The 25,132-nt window shown below is 62.5% G+C and carries 23 protein-coding genes; 12 read left to right on the plus strand and 11 right to left on the minus strand.

Features of this window, described 5'->3' with window-relative positions; all coding sequences use genetic code 11:
- The first annotated feature begins 62 nt into the window (after positions 1-62).
- The 3 genes from CPI83_RS28115 to CPI83_RS28125 are packed head-to-tail and all read left to right on the plus strand — an operon-like array spanning position 63 to position 4,046.
- The gene (locus CPI83_RS28115; RefSeq protein ID WP_019746356.1) at positions 63-1,271 is read left to right on the plus strand and encodes an MFS transporter; all 1,209 of its coding nucleotides are present in this window, start codon (positions 63-65) and stop codon (positions 1,269-1,271) included.
- A gap of 27 nt (positions 1,272-1,298) precedes the next feature.
- Positions 1,299-2,561, plus strand: a complete 1,263-nt coding sequence (locus tag CPI83_RS28120; RefSeq protein ID WP_020905726.1) for an amidohydrolase — start codon at positions 1,299-1,301, stop codon at positions 2,559-2,561.
- Positions 2,562-2,594: 33 nt separating this feature from the next.
- Complete coding sequence (locus tag CPI83_RS28125; protein WP_097388059.1) at positions 2,595-4,046, plus strand: amidase; 1,452 nt, start codon at positions 2,595-2,597, stop codon at positions 4,044-4,046.
- 12 nt (positions 4,047-4,058) lie between these two features.
- Here CPI83_RS28125 and CPI83_RS28130 read toward each other — a convergent pair whose 3' ends face one another.
- Positions 4,059-5,072, minus strand: a complete 1,014-nt coding sequence (locus tag CPI83_RS28130) for an ABC transporter substrate-binding protein (RefSeq protein WP_097388060.1) — start codon at positions 5,070-5,072, stop codon at positions 4,059-4,061.
- 152 nt (positions 5,073-5,224) lie between these two features.
- On the opposite strand from CPI83_RS28130, the gene CPI83_RS28135 reads away from it, so the two are divergent.
- From CPI83_RS28135 to CPI83_RS28155, 6 genes are all read left to right on the plus strand, one after another.
- Positions 5,225-6,115 (plus strand): AraC family transcriptional regulator, encoded by an 891-nt coding sequence (locus tag CPI83_RS28135; RefSeq protein WP_232816821.1) that lies wholly within the window; start codon positions 5,225-5,227, stop codon positions 6,113-6,115.
- Between the two features lie 53 nt (positions 6,116-6,168).
- Positions 6,169-7,140 carry an ABC transporter substrate-binding protein gene (locus tag CPI83_RS28140; protein ID WP_019746350.1) on the plus strand — a complete coding sequence of 324 codons (972 nt, stop codon included), beginning with the start codon at positions 6,169-6,171 and terminating at the stop codon, positions 7,138-7,140.
- 54 nt (positions 7,141-7,194) lie between these two features.
- On the plus strand, positions 7,195-7,917 hold the full coding sequence (locus CPI83_RS28145) for a GntR family transcriptional regulator (RefSeq protein ID WP_019746349.1): 723 nt from the start codon (positions 7,195-7,197) through the stop codon (positions 7,915-7,917).
- Positions 7,914-8,564: a sterol desaturase family protein gene (locus CPI83_RS28150; RefSeq protein WP_020968076.1), complete on the plus strand. Its 651-nt coding sequence runs from the start codon at positions 7,914-7,916 to the stop codon at positions 8,562-8,564. Before CPI83_RS28145 ends, CPI83_RS28150 begins: the two co-directional genes overlap by 4 nt.
- Before the next feature lie 144 nt (positions 8,565-8,708).
- A complete protein-coding gene (locus CPI83_RS31100) occupies positions 8,709-8,867 on the plus strand; it encodes a hypothetical protein (RefSeq protein ID WP_003944172.1) in 159 nt (52 codons plus the stop codon).
- A gap of 90 nt (positions 8,868-8,957) precedes the next feature.
- Positions 8,958-10,370, plus strand: a complete 1,413-nt coding sequence (locus CPI83_RS28155) for an amidase (RefSeq protein ID WP_020905719.1) — start codon at positions 8,958-8,960, stop codon at positions 10,368-10,370.
- Positions 10,371-10,389: 19 nt separating this feature from the next.
- Here CPI83_RS28155 and CPI83_RS28160 read toward each other — a convergent pair whose 3' ends face one another.
- From CPI83_RS28160 to CPI83_RS28180, 5 genes are read right to left on the minus strand one after another with little or no spacing between them, the layout of a single operon-like run.
- Positions 10,390-12,588 carry an acyl-CoA dehydrogenase gene (locus CPI83_RS28160; RefSeq protein ID WP_080909307.1) on the minus strand — a complete coding sequence of 733 codons (2,199 nt, stop codon included), beginning with the start codon at positions 12,586-12,588 and terminating at the stop codon, positions 10,390-10,392.
- 4 nt (positions 12,589-12,592) lie between these two features.
- Positions 12,593-13,459, minus strand: a complete 867-nt coding sequence (locus CPI83_RS28165; RefSeq protein WP_007735961.1) for an SDR family oxidoreductase — start codon at positions 13,457-13,459, stop codon at positions 12,593-12,595.
- Positions 13,460-13,500: 41 nt separating this feature from the next.
- Positions 13,501-14,376 (minus strand): MaoC/PaaZ C-terminal domain-containing protein, encoded by an 876-nt coding sequence (locus tag CPI83_RS28170; RefSeq protein WP_021342394.1) that lies wholly within the window; start codon positions 14,374-14,376, stop codon positions 13,501-13,503.
- Between the two features lie 7 nt (positions 14,377-14,383).
- Positions 14,384-14,815 carry an SRPBCC family protein gene (locus CPI83_RS28175; protein ID WP_019746343.1) on the minus strand — a complete coding sequence of 144 codons (432 nt, stop codon included), beginning with the start codon at positions 14,813-14,815 and terminating at the stop codon, positions 14,384-14,386.
- A 42-nt stretch (positions 14,816-14,857) separates the two neighbouring features.
- Positions 14,858-16,048: a lipid-transfer protein gene (locus tag CPI83_RS28180; protein WP_097388062.1), complete on the minus strand. Its 1,191-nt coding sequence runs from the start codon at positions 16,046-16,048 to the stop codon at positions 14,858-14,860.
- Positions 16,049-16,150: 102 nt separating this feature from the next.
- Here CPI83_RS28180 and CPI83_RS28185 point away from each other — a divergent pair, with 102 nt between their 5' ends.
- Together CPI83_RS28185 and CPI83_RS28190 are read left to right on the plus strand one after the other, a co-directional pair.
- Positions 16,151-16,834, plus strand: coding sequence for a TetR/AcrR family transcriptional regulator (locus CPI83_RS28185; RefSeq protein ID WP_080909309.1), 684 nt, complete (start codon positions 16,151-16,153; stop codon positions 16,832-16,834).
- On the plus strand, positions 16,831-17,382 hold the full coding sequence (locus tag CPI83_RS28190) for a GNAT family N-acetyltransferase (RefSeq protein WP_097388063.1): 552 nt from the start codon (positions 16,831-16,833) through the stop codon (positions 17,380-17,382). The genes CPI83_RS28185 and CPI83_RS28190 overlap by 4 nt, the downstream gene beginning before the upstream one ends.
- Here CPI83_RS28190 and CPI83_RS28195 read toward each other — a convergent pair.
- The 3 genes from CPI83_RS28195 to CPI83_RS28205 are packed head-to-tail and all read right to left on the minus strand — an operon-like array spanning position 17,360 to position 20,086.
- Positions 17,360-18,817, minus strand: coding sequence for an HNH endonuclease signature motif containing protein (locus tag CPI83_RS28195; protein WP_097388064.1), 1,458 nt, complete (start codon positions 18,815-18,817; stop codon positions 17,360-17,362). The genes CPI83_RS28190 and CPI83_RS28195 overlap by 23 nt on opposite strands.
- Before the next feature lie 35 nt (positions 18,818-18,852).
- A complete protein-coding gene (locus CPI83_RS28200) occupies positions 18,853-19,503 on the minus strand; it encodes a DUF6308 family protein (protein ID WP_069146698.1) in 651 nt (216 codons plus the stop codon).
- Entirely contained in the window at positions 19,496-20,086 is a 591-nt protein-coding gene (locus CPI83_RS28205; protein ID WP_029254163.1) for a hypothetical protein, read from the minus strand. Before CPI83_RS28205 ends, CPI83_RS28200 begins: the two co-directional genes overlap by 8 nt.
- Before the next feature lie 158 nt (positions 20,087-20,244).
- Between CPI83_RS28205 and CPI83_RS28210 the strand changes: the two genes are divergently transcribed.
- Positions 20,245-21,012, plus strand: coding sequence for an SDR family NAD(P)-dependent oxidoreductase (locus CPI83_RS28210; RefSeq protein ID WP_019746337.1), 768 nt, complete (start codon positions 20,245-20,247; stop codon positions 21,010-21,012).
- A 55-nt stretch (positions 21,013-21,067) separates the two neighbouring features.
- Here the strand turns inward: CPI83_RS28210 and CPI83_RS28215 are convergent, their stop codons facing one another.
- Together CPI83_RS28215 and CPI83_RS28220 are read right to left on the minus strand one after the other, a co-directional pair.
- On the minus strand, positions 21,068-23,395 hold the full coding sequence (locus CPI83_RS28215; RefSeq protein WP_097388065.1) for a bifunctional diguanylate cyclase/phosphodiesterase: 2,328 nt from the start codon (positions 23,393-23,395) through the stop codon (positions 21,068-21,070).
- 138 nt (positions 23,396-23,533) lie between these two features.
- The gene (locus tag CPI83_RS28220) at positions 23,534-25,090 is read right to left on the minus strand and encodes a TM0106 family RecB-like putative nuclease (protein WP_029537352.1); all 1,557 of its coding nucleotides are present in this window, start codon (positions 25,088-25,090) and stop codon (positions 23,534-23,536) included.
- Between the last annotated feature and the right edge of the window lie 42 nt (positions 25,091-25,132).

Genomic DNA, 25,132 nt, shown 5'->3' on the forward strand with positions numbered 1-25,132 from the left:
GATCCCTGCCTGTTTGCCAAAGATATGTGAATCACTTCACAGGTTCACCACTTGGAGGCCCAGTGCTTCGCTCCACCAAAGTCACGGTCGCGCTGCTGTTCGTCGCCTACGCGATCGACTACATAGACCGGCTGGCGATCAACCTCGCCCTCCCTTTGCTCGGTGAGGAGTTCGATCTCGACTACTCCCAGCGTGGGTTGATCATCTCCACGTTCTTCATTGCATACACACTGGCCCAACTGCCTGGTGGACTGCTCGCCGATCGATACGGCGCAGTTCGGATGGCTCTGATCGGGTTGGTGGCGTGGAGTGTCTTCACCGGCCTCACTGCCCTTGCGTGGTCGTTCGGGACGCTTCTGGTTGTTCGCTTTCTCTTCGGTCTCGCACAGGGCGTGTTTCCGGCAGCCGCAGTAAAGCTGGTTGCCGAACGCAGCATCCCGGAGCAACGTGCCACCGCAACCGGATGGATGAACAGTTCCAACGCCGTCGGTACGCTTCTCGCCATTGTCGTTGCGGCAGCTCTTCTCCCGTTGATCGGCTGGCGCGGGATGTTTCTGGCCGTCGCTGCGCTCGGCGTACTCTCGCTCGTCAGCATCAAGTTGTGGCTCCCGCCCGCACTTCCGGCGGAGATCGACCACGGTCCGGATTCCTCCTGGGACAACATGCGCACCGTACTTCGCTCCCGCGCGATGTGGCTCTTCGCCTTGATGTTCTTCGGCTACGACTTCGTGATCTGGGGGATGTCGTCCTGGGTTCCGTCCTACCTCCATGACGAACGTGGAATCGCCCTCTCGAGTGCGAGCCTCCTTCTCATCCCGGCAACCGTGGTGGCCGCCGTGACCACCGTCGTCGGCGGCCGAATCTCGGATCGACTGGCAGGCAACAGCCGCATCGTCGTAGTGCCGTCCATGCTCGCGTGCATCGTGATGCTCGTTTCAGTTCCTTTCGCCTCCAACACTGCCTTGTTCGTCGTTCTCGTCACCCTCGGATCTGCCGCTGCCTCTTTCGCTTTCATGCCGTGTTTTGCACTCCCACTTCGTAGCCTGCCTTCTTCGGTGGTCGGAGCCGCCTCGTCGATGATCATTTTCGGCGGCATGGTCGCCGGAATAGTCGCGCCGCTGGTGTTCGGATTCATCGTGGACCATCTCTCCTGGTCAGCGGCGTTCGTTTCGCTCGCGCTCGGGCCCGTCGTGGCGATCATCGCGGTAATGGCAGCGCCGCAGACCCGAGAAAAGATGCTGAACCTGGTGCAACTGAAAACCGCCAACTGACCATCACCAACCGAAAGAAGATCGACCATGAACCAACTGCTTTCGAATCTTGAATTCGGAGACCCTTCGCGGTTGCGAACCGTCGAGCCGCACTGGTTCGATCTGTACCGGGACCTGCACGCACACCCCGAGTTGTCCGGCAACGAAACTCGCACTGCCGCACTTGTTGCCGAAGAGCTTCGGCGGATCGGCGGCTGGGACGTCACGATCGGAGTCGGCGGCACGGGTGTCGTCGGTGTTCTCCAAGGGAGCAGCGGGCCGGTGATCCTGCTCCGCGCCGACATGGACGCGTTGCCGGTCGCAGAAGACACCGGGCTGTCATACGCCTCCAAGACGGATGGCGTCATGCATGCGTGTGGCCACGACGTCCACGTCACCGCGCTACTTGCCACGTGCGCAGCACTTTCCGCGGATCCGACGTCGATCACCGGCACTGTTGTCGCGGTCTTCCAGCCTGCCGAGGAGACCGGGTCCGGCGCTCGTGCGATGGTCGACGACGGAATCTTCGACCGCTTCCCGCGACCGGACCTCTGCCTGGGACAACACGTGGGTCCGACTCCGGCTGGGATGCTGGTCAGCAAACCCGACATCTTGATGGCAGCATCCGACACGATTCGAGTGGTTTTTCACGGCCGTGGTGGACATGCGTCATCGCCGTACGCGTGCATCGACCCCTTGTTGATGGCAGCATCTTTCGCGCTGCGCATTCAAAGTCTGGTCGCTCATGAAGCGGCAACCCCGACAGCACCGGTGCTCACGGTGGGAGCATTGCACGCCGGCACAGCTGCGAACATCATTGCCGACGACGCCGAACTACTACTCAGTCTGCGAACTTTCAGTGCATCGTCGCGAGAACACATGCTCGAATCTGTAGGCCGGATCGCTCGCGCAGAAGCGGACGGAGCAGGCGCCGCCGAAGCGCCGGACGTTCATGCGTACAACGGCTTTCCGGCCACGGTCAATACTCCGGACGCAACGTCCACGGTGATGACCGACCTACGCCGGGCAGGATTGGGAATGCACACCCTGCCGCAACCGCTTTCAGGCAGTGAGGACTTCGGAGTCTTCGGCACTGCTGCCCAATGCCCCTCCGTTTTCTGGCATTTCGGCGGGACGGCGCTTCGGAGTTTCGACGAAAGGGCTCTCGCCGCACTCGCCGAGGGACGGATTCCTCCCGGCACACCCTCGAATCACTCACCGCGCTTCGCGCCGGATCCGGCCGCGGCACTACCCGAAGGTGTCACGGCTATGACTGCGGCCGCACTGGGCGCCCTTGCGCGAAGCGCGTGATTCCTACACATACTTCTCCAGGGAGATAACGCCATGTCAGACGACCTGCATTACCTCAGCGCCACCGAAGCTATTGCACACTTTCGCACGCGAGAATTGTCTCCGGTCGAGCTGCTACAAGCAGTCGTCGACCGAACCCAGAAGTTCGAACCTCACATCAATGCCTTCACCGAAGAGATGTTCGAGGAGGCACTCATCGGCGCTCGGGAAGCTGAGAGCCGATATCTCGGCCACGGACCCGATCCGCGGCCGCTGGAGGGAATTCCGGTAGCTGCCAAGGAAAAACACGCTATTGCCGGAAAGTCTCTGACCGAAGGTTCGCTGGCGGCACGCGGAAACATCGCCCGCGAGAACGCACCGGTGATCGATCGAGTTCTGGCAGCAGGCGGCTTGATTCACGCACGCACCACGACGCCGGAGTTCTGTGTTGCGGCGTTCACGCACTCTCCACTGTGGGGCGTGACTCGCAATCCCTGGAACCTCGATTACAGTCCCGGCGGTTCATCCGGAGGCGCGGGCGCCGCCCTCGCTGCCGGAACTACCACTCTGGCAACAGCATCCGATATCGGCGGGTCGACGCGGGGCCCGGCAGGCTTCACCGGCACCGTCGGGCTCAAAGCGTCGTACGGCCGCATTCCCGGGGTCGCCCCGCTGTCCATGGATTCCTACCGTGGCGACGGTCCGATGGCCCGAACTGTCGACGACGCAATTCTTTTGGCCAACGTTCTGATCGGGCCGGATCCGCGTGACCATTCTTCGCTGAGGCCGGCGATCACGCTGCCACACGAGTACCCGTCGGTCGAGGGAATGCGCATTGCCCTGTGCCTGCGGCTCGGTGACTTCCCCATCGAGCCTGACATCGAGGCGAACACCCGGGCTCTCGCACAGTCGTTGGTCGATGCCGGCGCGATCGTCGAGGAGATCGAGTTGCCGTGGACTCGTGATTCGATGGCAGCAGCGGTGAAAGTCCATTTCGGAACGATCATGGGTGCATCCGTCGCGGAAGTTGCTCGCGTCCACGGTGATCTTCTTGCCGACTACACGCTCGACAACGTCGCGATCACGTCGAAGGGCGCTGCGGAAATGTCATTTCTGGACGGCCTTCGCAAAGAAACCCAGATGCAACGAGAGCTCGCCGAGGCGATGGCTCCATTCGATGCGCTGATCTGCCCGACTTCGGGCACCATCGCCTTCCCGGCAGGCGAGTCTTTGCTCGACGGCCTCACGGTTGCGGGCCAGCACGTGAACACCACCGCCGAAGCACTTCTCACGTTGCCGTTCAACGTCGCCAATCGGTGCCCCGTACTAGCGGTGCCCAGTGGACACGCACACGACGGCGTTCCCACGGGCGTCCAGATCGTCGGCCATACGTACGACGAACCGACCGTGTTCCGGATCGGCAAAGCACTGGAGAAGATCCGCCCGTGGGCATACACCGACCAGCATCAACCGAGGCTGGACGTGGTGGCGCCGGCTTCCTCTTGATCGCTGAGGAGATCAGAGCTTGGCTCTGATCTCCTCAGCAATCGGCTGGAACTGCTCGAGGAACGTCAGGGCCCAACCGAACGACGCGACGCCCTCGTAGTCGAACGAGTACACCTGATCGTTCTTGACGGCGCGCAGACGCTGGAAGATGGTGTCGTTCGCCAACTTCTCGTTGATGGGGCCCTTGCCACTGTTGGTGATGATGACGTCGGCTTCGTCGAGTAGCTCCAACTGCTCCTTCGGGAACCACTCGTTGCTGCCGGCAGGAATTGCGAGTGAGCGGTCGTTGAACTGGAACCCTGCCTCGCTGATGACCGTCGTCTGATACTTGGTCGGCGAATACAGCGAGAAACCACTCTCCTCGAAGTACGTGGTGTAGACGACCTTCACCTTGCTCAACACGTCAGCGTTGTCGCTGCGGAACTTCGCGATCCGCGCCTCGTATCGGTCTGCCAACTCTTGAACCTTCGCACTCTGGTTGAGGGCGTCCGCGACCCCGAGGGCGCGCTCCTTCCACGCGTACTGGCCGTCTTCGGCAAAAACTGCGGTCGGTGCAATCGACCGGATCTGCTCGTAAAGATCCGGGTTGTTCTCCGAAAGGAGGTTGGTCATCACGATCAAGTCGGGAGACAAAGCCGCTATCGCCTCGGCGTTGGGCTCGTACCAGCGTCCCACCTTCGGAAGAGACCGCAGGGCAGACGCATACGGTTCCGGGACACCGTCGGCGTTCTCGTAGTCCACCGGCAATCCGACGGGCGTGAATCCGGCGTCGAACATCGCGGGGCCCGTGTAGTAATCGGCGCTGACCACTCGCTGCGGGTTGGTGGGAACCTCCACCTGCCCCAGTGCCGTGTTGATGGTGCGCATCGAGCCCTCGGCCGATTCACTGGAGCTGGTTCCACAGGCCGTGAGCAATCCGATCCCCGCCAAGGCACCGGCCCCGAGGAAACCGCGTCGGGTAAGTGCTGCGGTGATGCGAGCGAACTCGGCATCGGTGTCAGCGGTAGGCCAGAGAAGTGATGTCATGGGTTTCCTGACGGTATCCGAATTAGGGCTACCTAAAATTACTCTCACCTGCACTGTTACGGTGAAGCGTCATGGCCAACCACTGTTTCGATCGAGCCATCGATACGCGCACCCCCTCGGTCGACGGCCGGAAGCCGGTACGTTCTTGGTTCGTGACGCCTTCGCGACAGGACTTCCCCGGCATCATGTTGTGGGGAGCGCCGACCCTGAAACCGTCGACGTGGAACGAGCCGGTGTCCACCCCGAACCGGATCGTCGCGGAGCCGTGGTCCGTCAGCACCATCCGGTTCAAGAGCACGGCAACTGGCGTCTGGGATTTCCATACCCACCGCGAACATGAACTGCTGTGGTCGGCAGGTGGGACCGTCACCCTCGAAGCGTCCGAACACCTCTGGATGGTTCCGCCGATGCTCGGCATCTGGATTCCTGCCGGCACTGCGCACCGCGTCCGCTCCGACGACGGCGCCGTCATCTTCGCGACGTACCTGACGCCGGATCGAATCGACACCGATTGGGACTCGATAGTCGGCATACCCATGACCGGTGCACTTCGGGAGGTGTTGTTACACAACGAGAACAACGCCATGCCCGACCTGAAGCGACTACGGCTACAGCAGGTGGCAATCGACCTCATCCATCCCGTTCAGGCCGCGAGTCTCGACATTCCGTTGCCGAGAACGCCTGACCTTCTTTCGATTGCCCAGCAGATCATCGCCGATCCGGCGGACGACCGCACCACTTCCGACTGGGCTCGCACCATCGGCGTGAGTGGCCGGACCTTGATGCGCCGCTTCCAGGCCGACACCGGCACGACGCTCACTCAATGGCGAATTCTGGTGCGCGTCCGCGTTGCATTGATCGAGATTGCCGCAGGCAAACCTGTCGTCGCCGTGGCCCGCGGCCTCGGGTATGCCAACCCTGGAACGTTCATCGACCTGTTCAGGCAGGTCATCGGCCACACCCCCGCCGCGTACTTCCGCTCGTTCTCACCTGTCATGAAACCGCATCAGAATGGCACCAAACCCGCACGGGTGACACGTTAGCGTTGTTAGGCAAGGCAAACCATGTTGCCCGAACACGTTGGAGAACACCACAGATGCACCACCGCCGCCGTTTTGCCAGGTCTATCGCGCTCGCGGTCGGCGCGATCCTGATCGGCACGCTCGCCTCGTGCAGCTCGTCCGACGACCAGCCCTCGCCTTCGGCCGAGACCATCGACTACAGCTTCGCGGGGTACTCCGCCCAGATACCTGCCGACCCGCAGCGAGTGGTTGTCATCGACTCCCGGACGTCCCTCGAGTTCGCACTTCTCGCCGATTACCCGATCGTCGCCCTCGATTACGACGAGTCGAGCCATCTCGCATCCAAGGTCCCTGCCGATGCGGGGCATCTGGGCGGCAATCTCAGTAAGGAGGACGTGCTGAGCTACAACCCGGACCTGATCCTCATCTCCGTCGGCTGGTACGAGAGCTACAAGTCACAGAACCTCACTTTCGAGGACATCGCACCGGTTCTGGTGATCCAGGACGGCAGCTCGCCCGACAAGGAGACCGAATCACTCGGCGGGCCTCTGGGATTCATGGGCGAGCAACTGGCACTACTGGGCAAGACCGCCGCCGCCTCGGCAGCACAGGCGCGGTACGAAGCCGCTCTCGCCACTGCCCGCGACGACGTCGGTTCCGTCGCGCAGACCAAGACGATCGCCTTCGTATCGCTGATCGAGGACAAGTTCTTCGTGTTCAACACCCCGAACAACCTGACCGTCGACGTAGCGTCGTCACTCGGTTACACGATCTTGTCCAACGACGCGATCACCGCCGCCCAGTCGGCCGCGATCGGCGGCTACAGCGCCGAATTCGGTTGGGAGAATGCGGATGTGCTCGCCGACGCCGATGTCGTCGTCGCCCAGAATCTCGACTCCTGGCCGGGCAACCCGGCGTGGGATCGTGTTCCAGCCGTGGCCGCCGGCAATGTTGCACCGCTCGACTACGACGACAAAGTCGGATTCGCACTCACCTACACGGACTTCCTGAACAAGTTGGCGGACACCACTCGCAACCTGCAGTGACGGTAACTGGTCATACCACTTGACCTCTCACCAGTTAGCGCTTACGGTCAGTACATGTTCCAACCCGTTGCACGTACCTCCGCTTCCGGCGCAGTGTTCGACCAGATTTCGGTGAAAGTGCTGGCCGGAGAGTTGGCCGCGGGTGAGGCGCTACCCAGCGAGCGCAAGCTCGCCGAGGCATTCGGTGTCTCGCGGCCCGCAGTCCGCGAGGCAATTCAGAAGCTCGCCCAGGCCGGGCTCGTCGAGGTCCGCCAGGGCGAGTCCACGTCCGTGCGAGATTTTCGACGCCAGGCCGGACCCGAACTTCTCCCCCAGTTGTTGGTTCGAGACGGCGTCCCCGACCTGACCGTGGTGCGCAGCGTCCTGGAAACTCGCGAGTTGATGGGACCGCAGATCGCTGTGCTGGCCGCCCGTCGCATCTCCGCGGAATCCGCCCGAGAACTCGACACGGCCGTTGATCAACTAGGCGCCACCGAAGATCCAGTGGAGTTGCAAGACCGCGCTCTGGCGTTCTGGGACGTCGTCGTCGACAGCGCAGATTCCATTGCCTTCCGTTTGATCTTCAACAGCCTTCGGGCTGCATACGAGCCGGCTATGACTGCACTTGCATCCGTCATGGTCGCCGAAGTCGGCCAGACCGACCTGTATCGAAAACTGGCCTCCGCCATCACTTCACACGACGAGTCAACTGCCGAGGCGTCAGCCGCACAGCTCCTTCACACCGGTACGACGGCAATCGGCGATGCTCTCACCTTCCTGGAAGGACTGAAACCATGAGCAAGCCTCTCACTCTGGCCGACGCAGCACGGACGTTCCGCAAGTCACCGACGCCGTGGATGATCGGCACCATGCTGCTGGCCGCCGCGGCGGCGCGCATCGCAGTGGGCAACTGGCAGATCACCGACGCCCTCGTTCCGCTCGTGATGCTTGCCGCATTCCCCTTCGTGGAGTGGATCATTCACGTCTTCGTTCTTCATTGGAAGCCACGAACCATTGCCGGCGTCACACTCGATTCACGGCTGGCGCGCAGCCATCGGGAACACCACTTTGCGCCGCGAACCGTCTCACTCATCTTCATCCCGTGGCAGACGCTCCTGATCGTGATTCCCGTTCTGACAGCCGTCGCCCTCCTGGCATTTCCCCGCGTCGAACTCGGTCTGACGTTCCTGACCTGCATTTCCGTGCTCGGCCTCGGTTACGAGTGGACACATTTCCTCATCCACAGTGACTACAAGCCGAAAACTGCTCTCTACCGGTCAGTTTGGCGCAACCACCGCAACCACCACTTCAAGAACGAGCACTACTGGTTCACCGTCACCACCGCGGGAACTGCCGATCGAGTACTGGGCACGTACCCCGATCCCAAATCCGTCGAGACCTCCCCGACAGCCAAGAACCTGCACGGCGCAGCGTCCAAGCTGTGAAGGAAGACCGATTCCTGGCCCCCAGCTGGCAATGAACTTGAACTTGCCTGTGTATCAGCAATTTTCGTTGAAACTCGTCAGAACCGTGCTTAGTGTCGATGGAGTCAGAAGTTCGAAAAACGCTGTAACCGAAGGACACAACACATGTTCAACGATGTATTCAACAACGTCATCCACCCGATGGTCACGAACTTCCAGCAGTTGGGCCCCCAGCAGTTCATTCCGCAGCAGTTCATCCCACAGGGAGTGTTCCAGCAGGCGCCGCAGGCAGCAGAGCAGGCAGTGACGATCTTCGGTAGCTGATACCGCAATCCACAGATAGCGCCACTCAGGGGTCGTCCGTCCAATATGCTGGACGGACGACCTGAGTGCCTCCGCCTGACAAGGATCCCCATGAGCCCCAACACCCCCGTCCACGCATTCACCGATGACGCCCTGGGCGATCTCGACGCCACCGGCGTCGCCGCCCGGATCGAATCAGGCGAGGTGACCGCACGGGAAGTCATGGAGGCGTCGATCGCGCGCGCCGAGGCAGTGCAGGGGCAATTGAACGGTTTGGCCTGCACAGACTTCGATCGCGCCCTTGCCAGGAGCAACCGGCCGGCCGCGGGCATCTTCGCCGGCGTCCCCACCGCGATCAAGGACAACACCGACAGTGCCGGCCTTCCCACCCAGCAGGGCAGCACCGCCTTCACAGCAGTCCCCGCCAAGGCTGACAGCGATTTCGCGAAGCAGTTCCTCTCCACCGGGGCCATTTCGATCGGCAAGACCCGACTGCCCGAGTTCGGATTCAGTGCGTCCACCGAGTACATGACGGAAGAACCCGTGCACAACCCGTGGAACCCGGCCTACTCGTCGGGCGCTTCCTCGGGTGGCGCTGCCGCACTGGTTGCTGCCGGAGTCCTCCCGATCGCGCACGCCAACGACGGTGGTGGATCGATTCGCATTCCCGCCGCTGCCTGCGGACTGGTCGGACTCAAACCCACTCGCGGCCGTACCATCGCCGATCCGGCCGACAAGTCGATGCCGATCCGGCTGATCTCTCAGGGCGCCGTCACCCGCACGGTTCGCGACACCGCACGATGGATGTCAGCGGCCGAAAGTTACTACCGCAATCCACGACTCGCACCGGTTCGCCTGATCGAAGGACCCAGCTCAACCCGCCTGCGCGTCGGCGTGATCACCGATTCCGTGACGGTCACCAAGACCGACGACGAGACACGCAAGTCCGTCGAAGCTACGGCTGAACTCCTTGCAAGCCTTGGCCATCACGTCGAGGACGCGGCATTGCCAGTCGGACCGGAATTCATCGACGACTTCAGCATCTACTGGGGATTCTTGTCGTTTGCCATCTCCACCGGTGGCAAACAGATGCTCGGGCCCGACTTCGACAAGTCCGGCACCGACAATCTCACCAAGGGCCTCTACACGCTGTACCGGAAGAACCTGGTGAAGACGCCGCGCGTGCTCTACCGCCTGCGACGCCTCCAGCAGCAGTACAGCGCCATGTTCTTGAAGTACGACGTCGTGCTCTCGCCGGCCCTGGGGCACACCACCCCTGAACTCGGATACCTCTCTCCCGCTCAGCCTTTCGAGGAACTCTTCGACAAGTTGATCGCGTACACGTCGTTCACACCGCTCAACAACATCTCCGGTGGTCCCGCGATTTCGCTACCGATGCACCAGACCAGCAACGGTTTGCCGTTGGCTTCGCATTTCTCCGCCGATCTCGGCGACGAGCGCACGCTCCTCGAATTGGCCTTCGAACTGGAAGAGGCTCAGCCCTGGAGAAGAATCCAGGACTGAGCCTCACCGGTCAATACCCTCAGTCTCGCGGCAATCCGAGCATGCGCTCACCGATCACGTTGAGTTGCACCTCGGTTGTGCCGCCGTAAATGGTGGTGGCACGGCCCGAAATGAGCTGCTCCATCGCCTTGTCGCTTGGCTGACCTGGGATGCTGACCGCTCCGGCAGCACCCAGTTCGGCGACGACGAACTCGGCGATCGACTGGCTGATCTTCATCGCCAACAGCTTGCCGACGCTCGACGTCGTACTCACGTCGATTCCCGAAAGTTGCTTGAGCACAACGCGGGAGCCGATGAGGTCGATCGCCTGACTCTCGGCCACCAGCTCGCCGACGCGGTAGCGCCCGATCGGGCTCAGGTCTGCCGACTTCGCGAACTTCAGTAGATCGGAGTCCGAGGCGTACGCCTCCATCTTCTGGCTCAGGGCGACGCGCTCGCCGGCCAGCGTCGTACGTGCGACGTTCCAGCCGTCGTTGACCTCGCCGACCACGTTCTCGTCGGGGATGAACACGTCGTCGAGGAACACCTCGTTGAACAACGCCGAACCCGTCATCTCACGCAGCGGGCGGACGGTGATGCCCGGTGTCGACATATCGAGCACGAAGTAGGTGATGCCCTGATGCTTCGGCTTGGTGGCGTCCGTACGGGCGATCAGCATTGCCCAGTCGGAGAACTGCGCAACCGTGGTCCAGATCTTCTGACCGGTGATCTTCCAACCGCCGTCGACCTTTTCGGCCTTCGTGGACAATGACGCGAGGTCGGAACCAGCACCGGGCTCACTGAAGAGCTGGCACCACACCAGCTCACCCTGCAGGGTCGGTATTGCCAATTCCTGCTTCTGCTTGTCCGAACCATGCGCTACGACGGCCTGCACGGCCCAGGTGCCCATCAGGAGCTGCGGCATCGAGATACCCGCAGCCTTGATCTCCTGGGAGATGACGATCTGCTCGAGCGGAGCGGCGCTGCGCCCGTACGGCTTCGGCAGGTGAGGCTGAACCCAGCCGCCGTCGCCGAGCGCGATCAGCTGGTCGTCCTCGTCGAGCTCGACCAACTTGGCAAGCTCGGCCGCAATGTCGCCGCGGATCTCCTCTGCCTCGGGCGGCAGTTCGAGAACCGAAGCCCGGCTGACACCGTCAAGTGCCTGCTGCGCAACACGGTTGGCACGATCCTCGCGGGTGCCGAGAATGCCGCGGATCGAGAGCGCGCGCCGGTAGTACAGGTGGGCGTCGTGCTCCCACGTGAATCCGATGCCGCCGTGGACCTGCACACAATCCTGCGCTACCTGCACTGCGGCGTCCGGCACGATGACTGCGGCGATATCGGCGGCAAAATCTGCCGTGTCGTCGCCCTTGTCCAATGCGCTTGCCGCATCCCACACAACGGCGCGTGCCTGCTCGAGCGCAATGCCCATCTGCGCACACTTGTGCTTGACGCCCTGGAACTGGCCGATGGGTCGCCCGAACTGCACGCGTGTCTTGGCGTACTCCGACGCAGTGGAAACACACCAGGACATGACGCCGACGTCTTCGGCGCCGAGAACGACTGCGGCAATGGACCGTACCCGCGCCTCGGTGAGACCGTCGAGTATCCGTTCGGCGCTGATCTGAACATTGTCAGCTTCGATCCGCGCACTGCCGCGCAGCACGTCGATGCTGTCCTGCACGGTGATCGCGACTGCGCTGCTCTCGAGCACCGCGTAGCGGACACCCTCGGGCAACTGGATCGGGACCAGCAGCACGTCGGCGTGTTCACCGCCGAGCACACCGTCGAGTGCGCCCGTGATCTTGTATCCGCCGTCCGACGACTCGGCCGTCAACGGTGCACCCAAGGCGACTGCTGCCGTACGACTTCCGTCGATCAGACCCGGCAGGAACTCGGGTCCCGCCTTGGAATCGGCGGCACCGAGAACGGCGCTTGCCAATACTGTCGGAACAAACGGGCCGGGAGAGACAGTGCGGCCCAATGCTTCCAGTGCCACCGCCAAGGTCAGCAGACCGGCGCCGTGACCACCCTGTTCTTCCGGAACCGCGAGCCCGAGAAGGTCTTGCCCGACCAGGGCCGTCCAGAACTCGGGGAACTTGTCCTCGGTCCTCGACTCCACCGCCGCGCGCACCTGCTCGGTAGTGATGGTGCGCTCGGCGAATGACCGCACCGAATCTGCGAGTGCGGTGTGCTCCTCACTCAGCCCGAGGCCGAGTTCGTATGCGTTGCGTGCCATGCGCTTACAGACGTTCTGCGAGGTCGGCGGTGGTCCAGGGACCCTCGCTCTCGATGGTGTTCACACCGTGCCAGCCGGCGAGTTCCGTGATGGCCCCACCCTGAACGGCATACACCTTGCCGGTCAGCTTGCAATCCGCTGCCGCTAGATAGGCCACCAGCGGGGAGATGTTGGACGGCGCAAACGCGTCGAACTCACCCTCGGGGACCTCGGCGGCGAACAACGCGCCCATACCGGGTGTCGCCAGCGTCAGCCGAGTACGCGCGATCGGCGCAATAGCGTTGACACGCACGCCGTATCGATCGAGCTCGTCAGCGGCCACCAGAGTCAGGGCTGCGATGCCCGCCTTGGCGGCGCCGTAGTTGCCCTGGCCCGCGTTGGGCATGAAGGTACCCGAAGCCGAAGCGGTGTTGATGACCGAAGCGTTGACGGTCTCGCCTGCCTTGCTCTGGTCCTTCCAGTACGCGGCAGCGTGGTGCAGCGTCGCCGCGTGACCCTTGAGGTGCACGGCAATGACTGCGTCCCACTGGCTCTCGTCCATACCGGCGATGAAGGCGTCACGAAGAATGCCGGCGTTGTTGACCAGTACGTCGAGTCGGCCGAACTCGCTGACGGCCTGCTTGACAAGGCCCTCGGCGCCGTCCCAGGTGGCGATGTTGTCGGTGTTGGCAACAGCCTTGCCGCCTGCAGCGACGATCTCGTCGACTACCTGCTGCGCGGGGCCGGCATCTGCACCGGAACCGTCGTTTGCTCCGCCGAGATCGTTGACCACGACGCTCGCACCCTCACGAGCGAAGAGCAGCGCATGCTCACGGCCGATGCCGCGTCCTGCTCCGGTGATGATCGCTACGCGACCGTCGAGACTTCCCATCAGTTCAGATTCCCATCAGTTCAGTTGTCGGACATGAAGACTCATTTGTCGGCGATGACCGCGAGGCCGTCCTTGATGACGAGGTCACCGACCGCGCTGGTTTCGTACGAGTACGACGTGGCTCCGTCTGCCGAACCCGACTTGTGGAACACCGTCTCGATGTCCTGTGTCGGGAGTACGGGTTTCGCGAATCGCACTGCGAGACGGCGCAACCGCTCGGTCTCGCCGCCTGCCAGTTCGGTCAGGGCTCCCCACGACGTGAACGCCATCGTGCACAGTCCATGGTTGATGATTCCGGGGAGACCGGACATCCGAGCGATCTCCTCGTCGAGGTGAATCGGCATCGGATCGCCGGAAGCCGGTGAGTACCGGAATGTCTGGTCCTCGTCGATGTGCTGGTTCACCACCGCTGCGGGACTACCCGCGCGAAGAGCGTCGTCGAATCGGTGTTCGGGAGCCTTCTCGCCAAGTCCGGGGCCTGCGTCGACCTTGCGGAAGAAGGCCGTCATCCACTGCTCGTTGACCAATTCACCCTTGTCGGTTTTGGTTTCGACGTAGATGACGACGGTGGATCCGTTGTCCCGGCCCTCGAATCCGATGGGCTTGGCACGAGCGACCAGATGGTCACCGGGGTAGATCGGACGGTGGAACAGGAAGTCCTGCTCACCGTGAACGAGCTTCATCAGCAGTTCGACCGGCGCCACCGACAGCGCAGCGGGTGCCATCGACATGAAGACGGGTACCACCGCGAAGACCGGTGGAGCGATCTCGCCCTTCAGGTGTCGCTCGATGGGATCGTTGGTGGCAGCGGCATATTCAGCGATGCGCTCGGCTGTCACCTCGAAGTGCTCCGGATCGGTCCATACGTCCAGCCCGGACGTATCGAATTCGACCGCGTTAGTCTTCGGTGTCGTCATCGAGCCGTTACCCGACCAGCTCGGCGAACTTGGCCAGCGAGGCCTCGAGGTCAGCCTTGGCGTTCTTGGCTACTGCCTTGCCGATCGGCCCGACGATCATGGTGCCCTTGAAGCTGGCGTCGACGGTTGCCTTCGAACCGGCACCGTCGGCCTCGACCGAGAGAACGAATTCGACGGTGACGCCGGCCATTCCGGTACCGGCAATCTTGACCATCTTCGGAACCTCGACCTCTTCGACGGTCCACTCGATCTTGTTTGCCATACCCATCACGGAGACGACCTCGGTGAACTTGGCGCCCAACGCAACCTGGGTGGGGAGTTCACTCTTCCAGCCCTGGTGAATGGTGAGCCACTCTTCCCAGCGAGACAGGTCGGAGAGCGCATCCCAGGTCTTCTCGGGGGATGCGGGCAGTACAGCGGAGACGGAAACGGAAGCCATGATGAAACTCCTAGTGGGTAGCTGGCGGGTTGTGGGTGTGATTCAGCGTGCGTAGGGCTTGTATGCGGTCACGACAACTGCGCCGCCGAGTCCGATGTTGTGCTGGAGCGCGACCTTCGCGCCGTCGACCTGACGCTTGTCGGCGGTTCCGCGGAGCTGCCAGGTGAGTTCGGCGCACTGGGCAAGGCCGGTTGCGCCGAGGGGGTGCCCCTTGGAGATGAGGCCGCCGGACGGGTTGACCACCCAGCGTCCTCCGTAGGTGGTGTCGTCGGCGTCGACGAGCTTGCCGCCGTCACCTACGGCGCACAGTCCGAGTGCCTCGTACGTCAGCAACTCGTTGGTGGAGAAGCAGTCGTGGAGTTCGATGACGTCGACGTCATCGGCGGTGATCCCGGCCTGCGCGTATACCTTCTCAGCGGCCTTACGAGTCATGTCCGCGCCGACGAGACTGATCGCGCTCTTGTCCTCGAAGGTGCTGTTCATGTCGGTGACCATGGCCTGCCCGACGATCTCGATCGCCTGAGCAGCGAGGCCGTGCTTCTCGACGAATGCTTCGCTGGCGATGATCGCCGCGCCGGATCCGTCCGAGGTAGGCGAGCACTGGAGCTTGGTGAGCGGCCCGTGGATCTGGCGCGCTTCGAGGATCTGCTCGAGGGTGTACTCGTCCTGGAACTGGGCATACGGGTTGTTCAGTGAGTGCTTGTGGTTCTTGACGGCGATCTTCGCGAACTGCTCTGCAGTGGTCCCGAAGCGTTCCATGTGCTCGACGCCGGCCGCGCCGAACATGTACGGAGCGGGCGGCATCGCGAACTCCTGCAGTTCGGCGAGAGCGAGGAGGTGCCGCATGAGTGGCTGTTCACGGTCGTCGTAGGTGGATCCGAGGGACCCGGACTGCATCTTCTCGAAGCCCAGCGCCAGTGCGCAGTCGGCCTGACCACTCTTGACTGCCTGCGTGGCGAGGTAGAGCGCGGTCGATCCCGTCGAACAGTTGTTGTTGACGTTGACGATGGGGATGCCCGTCAGACCCAGCTCGTAGACAGCCCGCTGACCTGCGGTGGACTCGCCGTAGACGTAGCCGACGTATGCCTGCTCGACCTCGGTGTAGTCGATACCCGCGTCTTCGAGCGCCTTGGTACCCGACTCGCGTGCCATGTCGGGGTAGTCCCACTCGCGGGCTCCCGGCTTCTCGAACTTCGTCATGCCGACGCCGACGACAAAAACCCTGTTACTCATTGCCACTCCTGAAGAGAACGGTATCTGTGTGTGACACGCTGTCCCACCAAAGTATGTGAGACATCTTGTCCAGTCAATGGCGGGGTGAGTATCGTTCGATTTATGACAAAAACAGCCGAGTCGGCGCAGCCCGACGGGCGCAGCACTCGCTGGAACGATCACAAGGAGCAGCGCAAAGCGCGGATCCTCGACGCAGCACTCGATGCAGTCAACGAAGGTGGCGCCGACGTCGGCGTCCAGCAGATCGCCGAGCGCGCCGACGTCCCACGTTCCGTTGTCTACCGGATCTTCAAGGATCGAGCCGACCTCGACGAGCAGCTGCGAGTTCGCATCCTCGAGATGATGATGACCGACCTGACACCCACCCTCACGCCGCAGGGTACGGTCGGCGAGGCTATCTCACGGGCAGTCGAGACCTACCTCCAGTGGATTGTGAAATACCCACGACTGCACCACTTTTTAGGCAAGGGCTCGCCGAGCACGCGGGCTACCGGTTCGAAAGTGGTGACCGGAACCAAGACGGCCATCGCCGTCCAATTGGGGAACCTGTTGGGCGCGATCCTCGCCAGCCGCGGCAAACCGTCGAAGATGGCGGAGCCCTTGGCTTTCGGCGTCATCGGATTGGTCGACGTCAGCGTCAACCGTTGGCTCAGCCAGCCGGGTTCCGATGTGACCAGTGCGGAATTGGCCGAGTTTCTCGGGCGCTCCATCTGGCAGGTTCTGGACGGCAATCTTCGGAGCATCGGCGTCGACATAACTCTGTCGACTCCGATCGCCGACCTGTGACAGTCACCGAACTACCCTGGACACTCGACGGACGTGGACTTCAACTGATCCGGGTTCCATCACTCGCCCTACATGCACTGGGTGGAGACAACGCCACTCTCGCAATGGAACTCGAACCCAACCTGCTGACCCCGTATCTCCTCGGCGAAGAATGCCAGGGCTTGTGGCGCTACCGGAGCAAGCAGATATCCGGGAACCCACTCGACAGCGCGTGGATCACCCGCATCGCCGTCGATGCCCGCACCTCGACGCCGGTGGGGTTGGCCGGATTCCACGGTCGCCCCGACGCGCGCGGGATGGTGGAGATCGGATATCGCATCGACCCGGCATTCCGGCGACTGGGCTACGCTCGAACTGCCCTCGAGATACTTCTCGACGTCGCGAGTCGCCAATCCGAAGTGCACATCGTTCGAGCGACCATCAGCCCGGACAACATCGCATCGCGAAATCTGATCAGCCAGTACGGTTTCAACGAAGTCGGTGAGCAGTGGGACGAAGAAGACGGTCTGGAGACCATCTTCGAAGTCAGCGCCTCTCCGGAACCGTGACAGCCGTCAACCCGCTGGTGCTGTCGGTCCAGTGAATGGCACGATCCACGAGCATCACCGGCGTCCATAACCTGTATGTCTTCACCTGATGGTGATGGCGACACAGGCATTGGAGGTTGCTCGCAATGGTCCACCCACCGCGTCTCGGGTCGGAAGGATCGAACTCGGTGATGTGGTCGAGTTGGCACCTGTTCGCGGGCGCCGAACAACCAGGGAACCGGCAGTGACCGTCGACGGCCCGCACCAATGCGGCCAGAGCCGCTCCCGGAGCATAGGTCAGCGCGCCGGGAGGTGGATCGGGCTGGGCGCCATGCCCATCCGATCTTCGAACTATGTCCGGGGCTCGCGCGACCAACCGTTGCATCGCCCGAATCCGATCTCCGCAGCCTTTCGGTTCGCGACTCAGGCAATCACGTCGGGTGACAAGCGGCAGGACAGTCGGAGCATGTCGCCGACGCGGTCGATTCCCGGCGGCCTGAGAGCGAAAGTCGACAAACAGTGCCTGCCAAGTGGAATCGGTGGCAAGCTCGCGAGCATAGTCGGGATCGATTGGCCCGTACCCGTCGATACTCGCGGGATCTGACGTCAATCCGAGGAGCGTCGCCAGATCGCACACGATGTGCAGCAACGGCTTCCGACGTGAGGGCGCAGTTGATCGAGCTGCTGGGGATACTGCCTCGCACGTTTCGCTGCCACACTGGCAAGTCAGCCCCTGTTCGCCGTGCAGGAGAGCGACCAACGCGTCGGCCCGGCGCGTCGAGGCATTCCGAGGATCGTGGTTGCAGACGCTTCCGGCGGCCTCGTTGATCAGGCCAAGCGCTTCGACAGCCTCGTTCGCGCTGAGTGTTGCCTGCAACTGGGCGAGTCCGTGACGGTCTGCACGCGTGCGAACATCGCGGTGTTCCAGCATTTTCCGGCGACGTTCGGCGGCAGCATCCGGATCGTAGGCAAAGAGCTGACGTTCGATGTCGCGCTCGAGTTGCCCGGGCGGAAGACGGTGCGCGGAGGCAAGTACTCGGCGCTCGAGTGCTGCGATCGCCTCGGGGGCGGCCCCGGTGAGTCCGTCGACAATCTTGCGCACACGCGCATAGTCCAGCTCGCCGGCAGCAAATGAAGCCTTGGTGAGCGGAAGGAACTCGCGCAAGGCGTCACCGATCTCGATGTGAACTTCGGCTGTGCGCCGCGAACACGTGAGCATGACCGCGATCTCGTTGCACGCGATCCGCCACGCCTTGTCGACATCACCGGACACGTCGAGCTCCGCATTGAATCTCGACTCCGACAACATGGATGCACCGAGCACCTTCTGTGCGGCTAGCATGTTCTCGCTCTGCGCCGTTGCAAAGAGCATGTCCGGCAGCACGAGTGGATCGACGACAGGACGGCCGTCATCTACAACTGCCCCCACACCGCCCGTCGATCCATTATCGAACATACATTCGAGACTAGACCTGCCCACCGACAAGAAAGCTAGAGTGCCGGTTTGTATCCCTTACCCTGCATCCAGGCGAGCACATCCAGCACCCGGATCGCCGGAACGGCATCGTCCAGTCCGGCCCGAACTCGCAAGTCGAGCAATCTCACGTGTAATTCTCCGTCGTGCAAGGCCTCTCGTACCGGTTCCAGATGGGCAGCCTTCGTTCCCAACTCCCGCCCGATGACGTCGTCGTAAATCGGGTAGAGCCGCGGACGCTTGCGTGCGATCAGTTTGGACGCCATGGTTCGCCCGACGCCGTGAATCTCTCGAAGCGCCGTCTCCAACCGCCACACCGGAGATTCCGGAGTGAAGGGATCGGGTTCGTTCGACAGATCGCGATCGGGGCCCACGTCAGCCAGGAGTCGGTTCAGTTCGGCATTGTTCTCCCCGAGTAGGAAGAAGGCCCCTTGCGCCGGAACCTGAACCGACAGAAGCGTCACCGCAACAAGATCTTCCGCGGTAAAGATGTTCGCATCACGATCGCGGTTGCCACTGGGATCCCAGGAATCCCACAGCGCACCGGTACGGAGATAGCCCGTCTTTCGGAGCGGCCTCGTGAAGTATTCCTGCAGCACGTCGACCGCGCCGGCATCGTCCCCGTCTCGCAGCACACGCGGGAGGCGGATGGGCAACTGATCAACCATGGTCGAGCGACCTTTCCAGTACATATTTGGCGAATCCGGAGTTGTGATACTGCCGAAATGGGCCCTTGCCCTTGGCAACAAGATGCTCCGCGAGCGGACGAACCGTCGTCATGTCGACGGGCAGTTGAGCAAACTGTTCCAACGCATCCGAGTCCTCGAGACTGCAGTCGATCACGGTCCCGTCGCCGTCGGCGGACGCCAACTCGGTGCGTCTGATGGCGACCAGATCGTGCTTGGCATCGAGTTCTTCGATGCTGCAGCCGGTTCGCGATTCCAGTGCCGAACTGGATACGTACACGGACATGACGTGCTCGATCGGCTTACCGCCGACCAGATGGCACTCGACGCTCAGAATCTCCATCGGACCGATGTTGAGTGTGAACAAGCGATGGCGCTCCGCCGATCGATTTGTCGACGGCAGGCAACTGATCGTCCACTGTTCGATCTCGACGGCGGCCGGAGCGTCGAACGCGTAGGAGAGAACCTCGGCAATCAGCTCGGCAAGATCTTCGAAGAGCGGGTCGCGCTGCAACCGCTCGAAATTCTCGACAGAAGCGGCGGGACGCACAGGCGCCTTGCTCACGCAGGTCCCCTCTCGTCCGGTGCTTTGCTCTCAGACCTCGCGTCCAAGGTACCCAGCCCTACGCGGGTCTCGCGCGTTCGCCCTCACATACACCCTCGCGTTATGGTTCTCGACACGCACCACCGCCTTACCGATCGCTAACTCGAGGAGCACACGAAGTGGAAATCAAGGGAACCGCAGCACTGGTCACCGGAGCGGCATCAGGCCTCGGCGCCGCAACAGCCAAGCGCCTCGCCGACGCCGGTGCTACCGTCTTCGGCCTGGATCTGCCCGCGTCGATCGAGCGCGCAGGCGACAACGTCCCCGCCGGCGTCACTCTCATCCCCACCGACGTGACCAGCGGCGAAGAGGTCGAGGCAGCGATCAACCAGATCGTCGAGTCGGGCTCCCCGCTGCGTATCGTGGTCAACTGTGCCGGTGTCGGCTGGGCCGGACGCATCCTGTCCAAGAAGGGTCCGCACGACCTCGAGCTGTTCCGCACGGTCATCACCGTCAACCTGCTCGGCACCTTCAACGTCATGCGCCTCGCGGCCGACGCCATCTCCAAGACCGAGGCCGTCGACGAGTCCGGCCAGCGTGGCGTCGTCATCAACACCGCTTCCGTTGCTGCCTTCGAAGGACAGATCGGCCAGATCGCGTACTCCGCTTCCAAGGGCGGAGTGCACGGCATGACTGTTCCGGCTGCCCGTGACCTCGCGCAGTTCGGCATCCGCGTCAACACGATCGCCCCCGGCATCATCGACACCCCGATGCTCGCAGGCGTCACCGACGAGTACCGCAAGGGCCTCGAGGCCGGCGTTCCGTTCCCGTCCCGCCTGGGCCAGCCGTCCGAGTACGCGCAACTCGCGCAGATGATCGTCGAGCACGACTACCTCAACGGCGAGACCATCCGCATGGACGGCGCTCTCCGCATGGCGCCGCGCTAACTTCCCTGCTGTGCGCCTTTATTAACCGCCCGCGGTTAATAAAGGCGCACAGTTGTCAGAACGAATGAAAATACCCACCGCTGGATTGGGCAGTTGCGCTGAGGTACTCGGCCACTTCCGTCGCCGGCATCGGTCGGCTGACGTAGTAACCCTGAACCAATTCGCAACCGGCGGTACGCAAGAGACTCAATTGGTCGGCCGTCTCCACGCCTTCCGCCAATGACTGCATACCGAGCGCCTTCGCCACCTCGACCACCGAAGTGACAACTGCCGAATCACCCTCACTCAGTTCGGTGATGAACGACCGGTCGATCTTGAGAATGTCCAACGGCAGGTTCTTCAAACTCTCGAAAGACGAATAGCCAGTTCCGAAGTCGTCCAGGGCAATCGCAATTCCGGTGGCACGCAGGCGATCCAGCTCGGCGACGGCAAGCTCCTCTACCGCTCCCGTCTCTGTGATTTCCAGCTGAAGCCGTTTGCTGGACAGACCGGATGCCTCCAGCGCATCGTTGACTGCTGATCCGAAGCCGGACGACATCAGTTGCACCGGAGAGACGTTTACCGTCACGTAGGTATCATCGGGCCAGGTCGTCGCTTCGGCGCAGGCCATGTGTAAAACCTGAAGCCCCAGCGGGACAATCAAACCCGTCTCTTCCGCGACATCGATGAAGATGCGCGGCGCAAGCACTCCCCGCACCGGGTGGTTCCAGCGAAGCAGTGCCTCGAATCCCTCGACGCGGCCGGTGTCCGCACGAACCTGCGGTTGGTAGTACAGCTCGAACTGCCGAGACTCGATCGCAAGCCCAAGCTCTTGCAGGGCCGATGCTCGTTCCCTGGCCCGCGCGCGCAGCGCCGGTGAGTATTTTCCGACCCGGTTCTTGCCGGCAGATTTTGCCGCATACAGCGCCAGGTCGGCGGACATGACAAGCGTGTCCGCGTCTTCGGAATCTGCCGGCGCGCTGGCATACCCGATCGATGCACGAACCTCGATGCGATTCCCCCGCACGAAAAACGGCTCACGCAATGCACCCAGATAGCGAGCAAACACCTCGCCGCCGTCCCCTGTTCCCCGCAAGACGACGCCGAATTCGTCGCCACCGATTCGGGCGCACATGGCGCCGTCGACCACCCGATTGAGCCGTGCAGCAACGGAAATCAACAGTTTGTCGCCGACGGGGTGCCCTAACGTGTCGTTCACCGACTTGAAATTGTCCAGGTCGAGGATGCCGACAAGAACCTGCTCGCCGGTCCGGACAGCGCCGAGCGCGTCGGACAGCTCCGTGCCGAACGTCCGGCGATTCGGGAGCCCGGTCAGTCCGTCGGTTGCAGCAAGCCAAAGAATTCGCCGCTCGTAGTTGTACTTCTCGGTGACGTCCGAGCCCACGCCTCGCCAACCAACGAACTCCATGGCCTCGGAAAGCCTGGGATGACCCGACAGAGACCACCATCGGTCGACGCCGCCGACACGAACGGGAATGACGACCTCTCGAAACGGCATGAGGCGGTCGAGGTGATCTCCGATGACGTGGGCCGCGGCTCGACCACTCTTCGTCGAACCGACGTCGAGCCGATCCAACAATCCGCGCAGCGACAGGGTTCGCAGGTCGGAGACGGAGACTCCCGAGATCTGCGACAGCCGAGCGGAGGTGTGCGACAACGTCCCGGTGGTGTCGACTTCCCACAGCCAGTCGCGCGACCCACCCTCGAAATCGTCGAGAAGCAAACTGACCGTCTGGCGCTCGGCAGCAGCCTCGAACTCGGCAAGACAACGACTTCGGAACGACGCCCAGAGGTACACGACGCCGATAATCAATGTCACCGAGAAAACGACCAACTGGAACGAGAGGACAGTGTATTCCGTGGTTCTCTTAGGCAGGATAACGACGAGCAATCCGATGCTGTGCACCAGAATCCACGCTACCGCTATCGACCGAACCGTCGACAATGCCACGGCGCCGGCGCCCATGACTCCGGCGAATGTCGCTATAAGCACAAGCTTTCGCGAGTTGTCCGTCACGGGCAGCATCGCTGCGGCGAGAACGACAAGCAGAAGCCCAAGCAGGATCACCTCGAGCATGAGCGCCCAGTAGTCGTACCTCGTCGTATGTTTGGGCGTGTACCGGCCCTTCAGGACGACTCGCGGTATCCAGACGCGCACCGAATTGAGGACAACCAAGAAGGCCGCAGAACCCCAGATCACCCGAAACTCGTTGTGACCGGGGGGTATGACGTACGCAAGCAAAGCGCATACGCTGAGTACATTGACCATGTTGGCCAGTGGCGCGACCGTCGTCACCTGCAGTATCTGGCGTGCGAAGAGGTCGCGCCGCTCGACGTCAGACAGTTCGGCGTCGCTCGCACTCGAAGTCAGCCTGCTCAGCATGCAACACCCTCCATCGTGGAGCCGACCAGATGAAGGTAGCGCGGATGCGGGTTCGGGGCACACGATGACGAGAAACTACGAATTGAAACACACTGTTAAATAGGATGTTTCAGACAATAGCGACAGAACGGATCAGCGCTACAACTCGGAAGCCAGCGGAATTTCCTTCTCCGCGCGGTCCGTCATCCACTCACGTAGAACCTTGGTGGCAATGACGTCGTCCTCGTTGTATTGCAGGATGCGTGTCCGCTGCGTCTCGTCGGGCTCACCGTCGTAGCCGACCGCCTCGCGGTACCACGCCATCGACGCTTCACCACCGGCTTCGGCGTCACGCCAGTTGAACCCGGCGACGGGGGCAATCTTCTTGAGTCCCTTGCCGTTCGGGCAGATGAACTGATCACTCACCGCTTGATAGATGTCGACCCACTGCGGACTGTCGATGAACTCGCGGATCTCGTCCTTGCTCGGAATCCCGGGCTCACCGGCAAACCTGCGCGCCGAGTCCAACAACCACTTGTCCTCGGCCGAACGCGAATAGCAGTATGCGGCAAAGGTTTTACCCGAAGCAGCGGCTGCGGCACGCTCCGCCATCAGCCAGCCCCAGAACTCCGCGAACGACCGCGCCTCGTCACGCGTCGGCAGCGGATCCCACGTCGCAAATCCTCGATACATCGAGAAGCCACCGACATTGAGCAGCGTTCCCCACAGGTAGGCGCCGTGCTCCTGATAGCTCTCCATGTCGACGTCGATCTCGATGTCCGCCCGAGTCACCGAGATCTTCTCGAACCGCCGCACCAACGGAGCATCTGCCAACCACGCCTTGGCGATCACGACTGCGTCGTCGAAATTTCCGTGCGGCCAATCCTCGAGCGGCTCACCGTCCCAGGCGGCCAGCTGATCTATCGTGTTGCAGCCGACGTCGCGCAGAAGCTCCGCGCGCGATCCGACAGCCACCAGGCTGACATCGCGGTTGCGAACCAACTCCTGCTTGCATTCGGTCCACCACGGGCACGACTTGCACTCGCTCACCTGTGAAGGGGACGTCAGCACCTCACCGCGGGCAACAGCGATACGGTCGGCGAAACGCTCGTCGTAATCGTCGAGAATCGCACTGAGGTCGTGGACGAGGACGCAGTCTCCGTTGTATCCGATCGCGCCTGCCGTGAGCGACGGGCTCGCCAGCCCACGACGCTCGAGCATCCGATAGACCTGCGCGACGCGCATCTGATCGCGGACCTGACTGCGGACCTTGCGCTTGGGATCGACCGCGGGCTCCCATTCGAAGAGCCCCGAGGTGATCGCGCCCTGGCCGGGATCGGTCACCTTGTGATTGACGACAATGACGGGGATGTACCCGCCGCCCTCGTCGTCACGGATGAGCATTTCGCAGCGGCCCTTGCGTCCGGTGTCGCGCTCGACGGGCAAGACCGCGCCCCAGATCCGGTCCGCGCCGGCCTCACAGGCAGCAAGAGTGTCACGAGCCTGAGCCGACGCCGATTGATCGGGGTTGATCTTCACCCAACGCTCGGGAGCAGCGCCGATCACGAGTTCGGCGATCTCCGCGCGCTTCGCGATCGCGGCATCCTGGCGCTGCTTGACGCCGGTGTCGACGGGTTCCGAAGCCGATTTCCCGGGAAACAACCCGTCCAGACGCACCCGATGACGGCATCGGGTCAACGCCCCCGAATCGATGATCGGGAGCTGGGGCGCGGGGTTGTTAACGGAACACACGATGAC

The organism is Rhodococcus sp. H-CA8f, assembly GCF_002501585.1.
GTDB classification, from domain to species: domain Bacteria; phylum Actinomycetota; class Actinomycetes; order Mycobacteriales; family Mycobacteriaceae; genus Rhodococcus_F; species Rhodococcus_F erythropolis.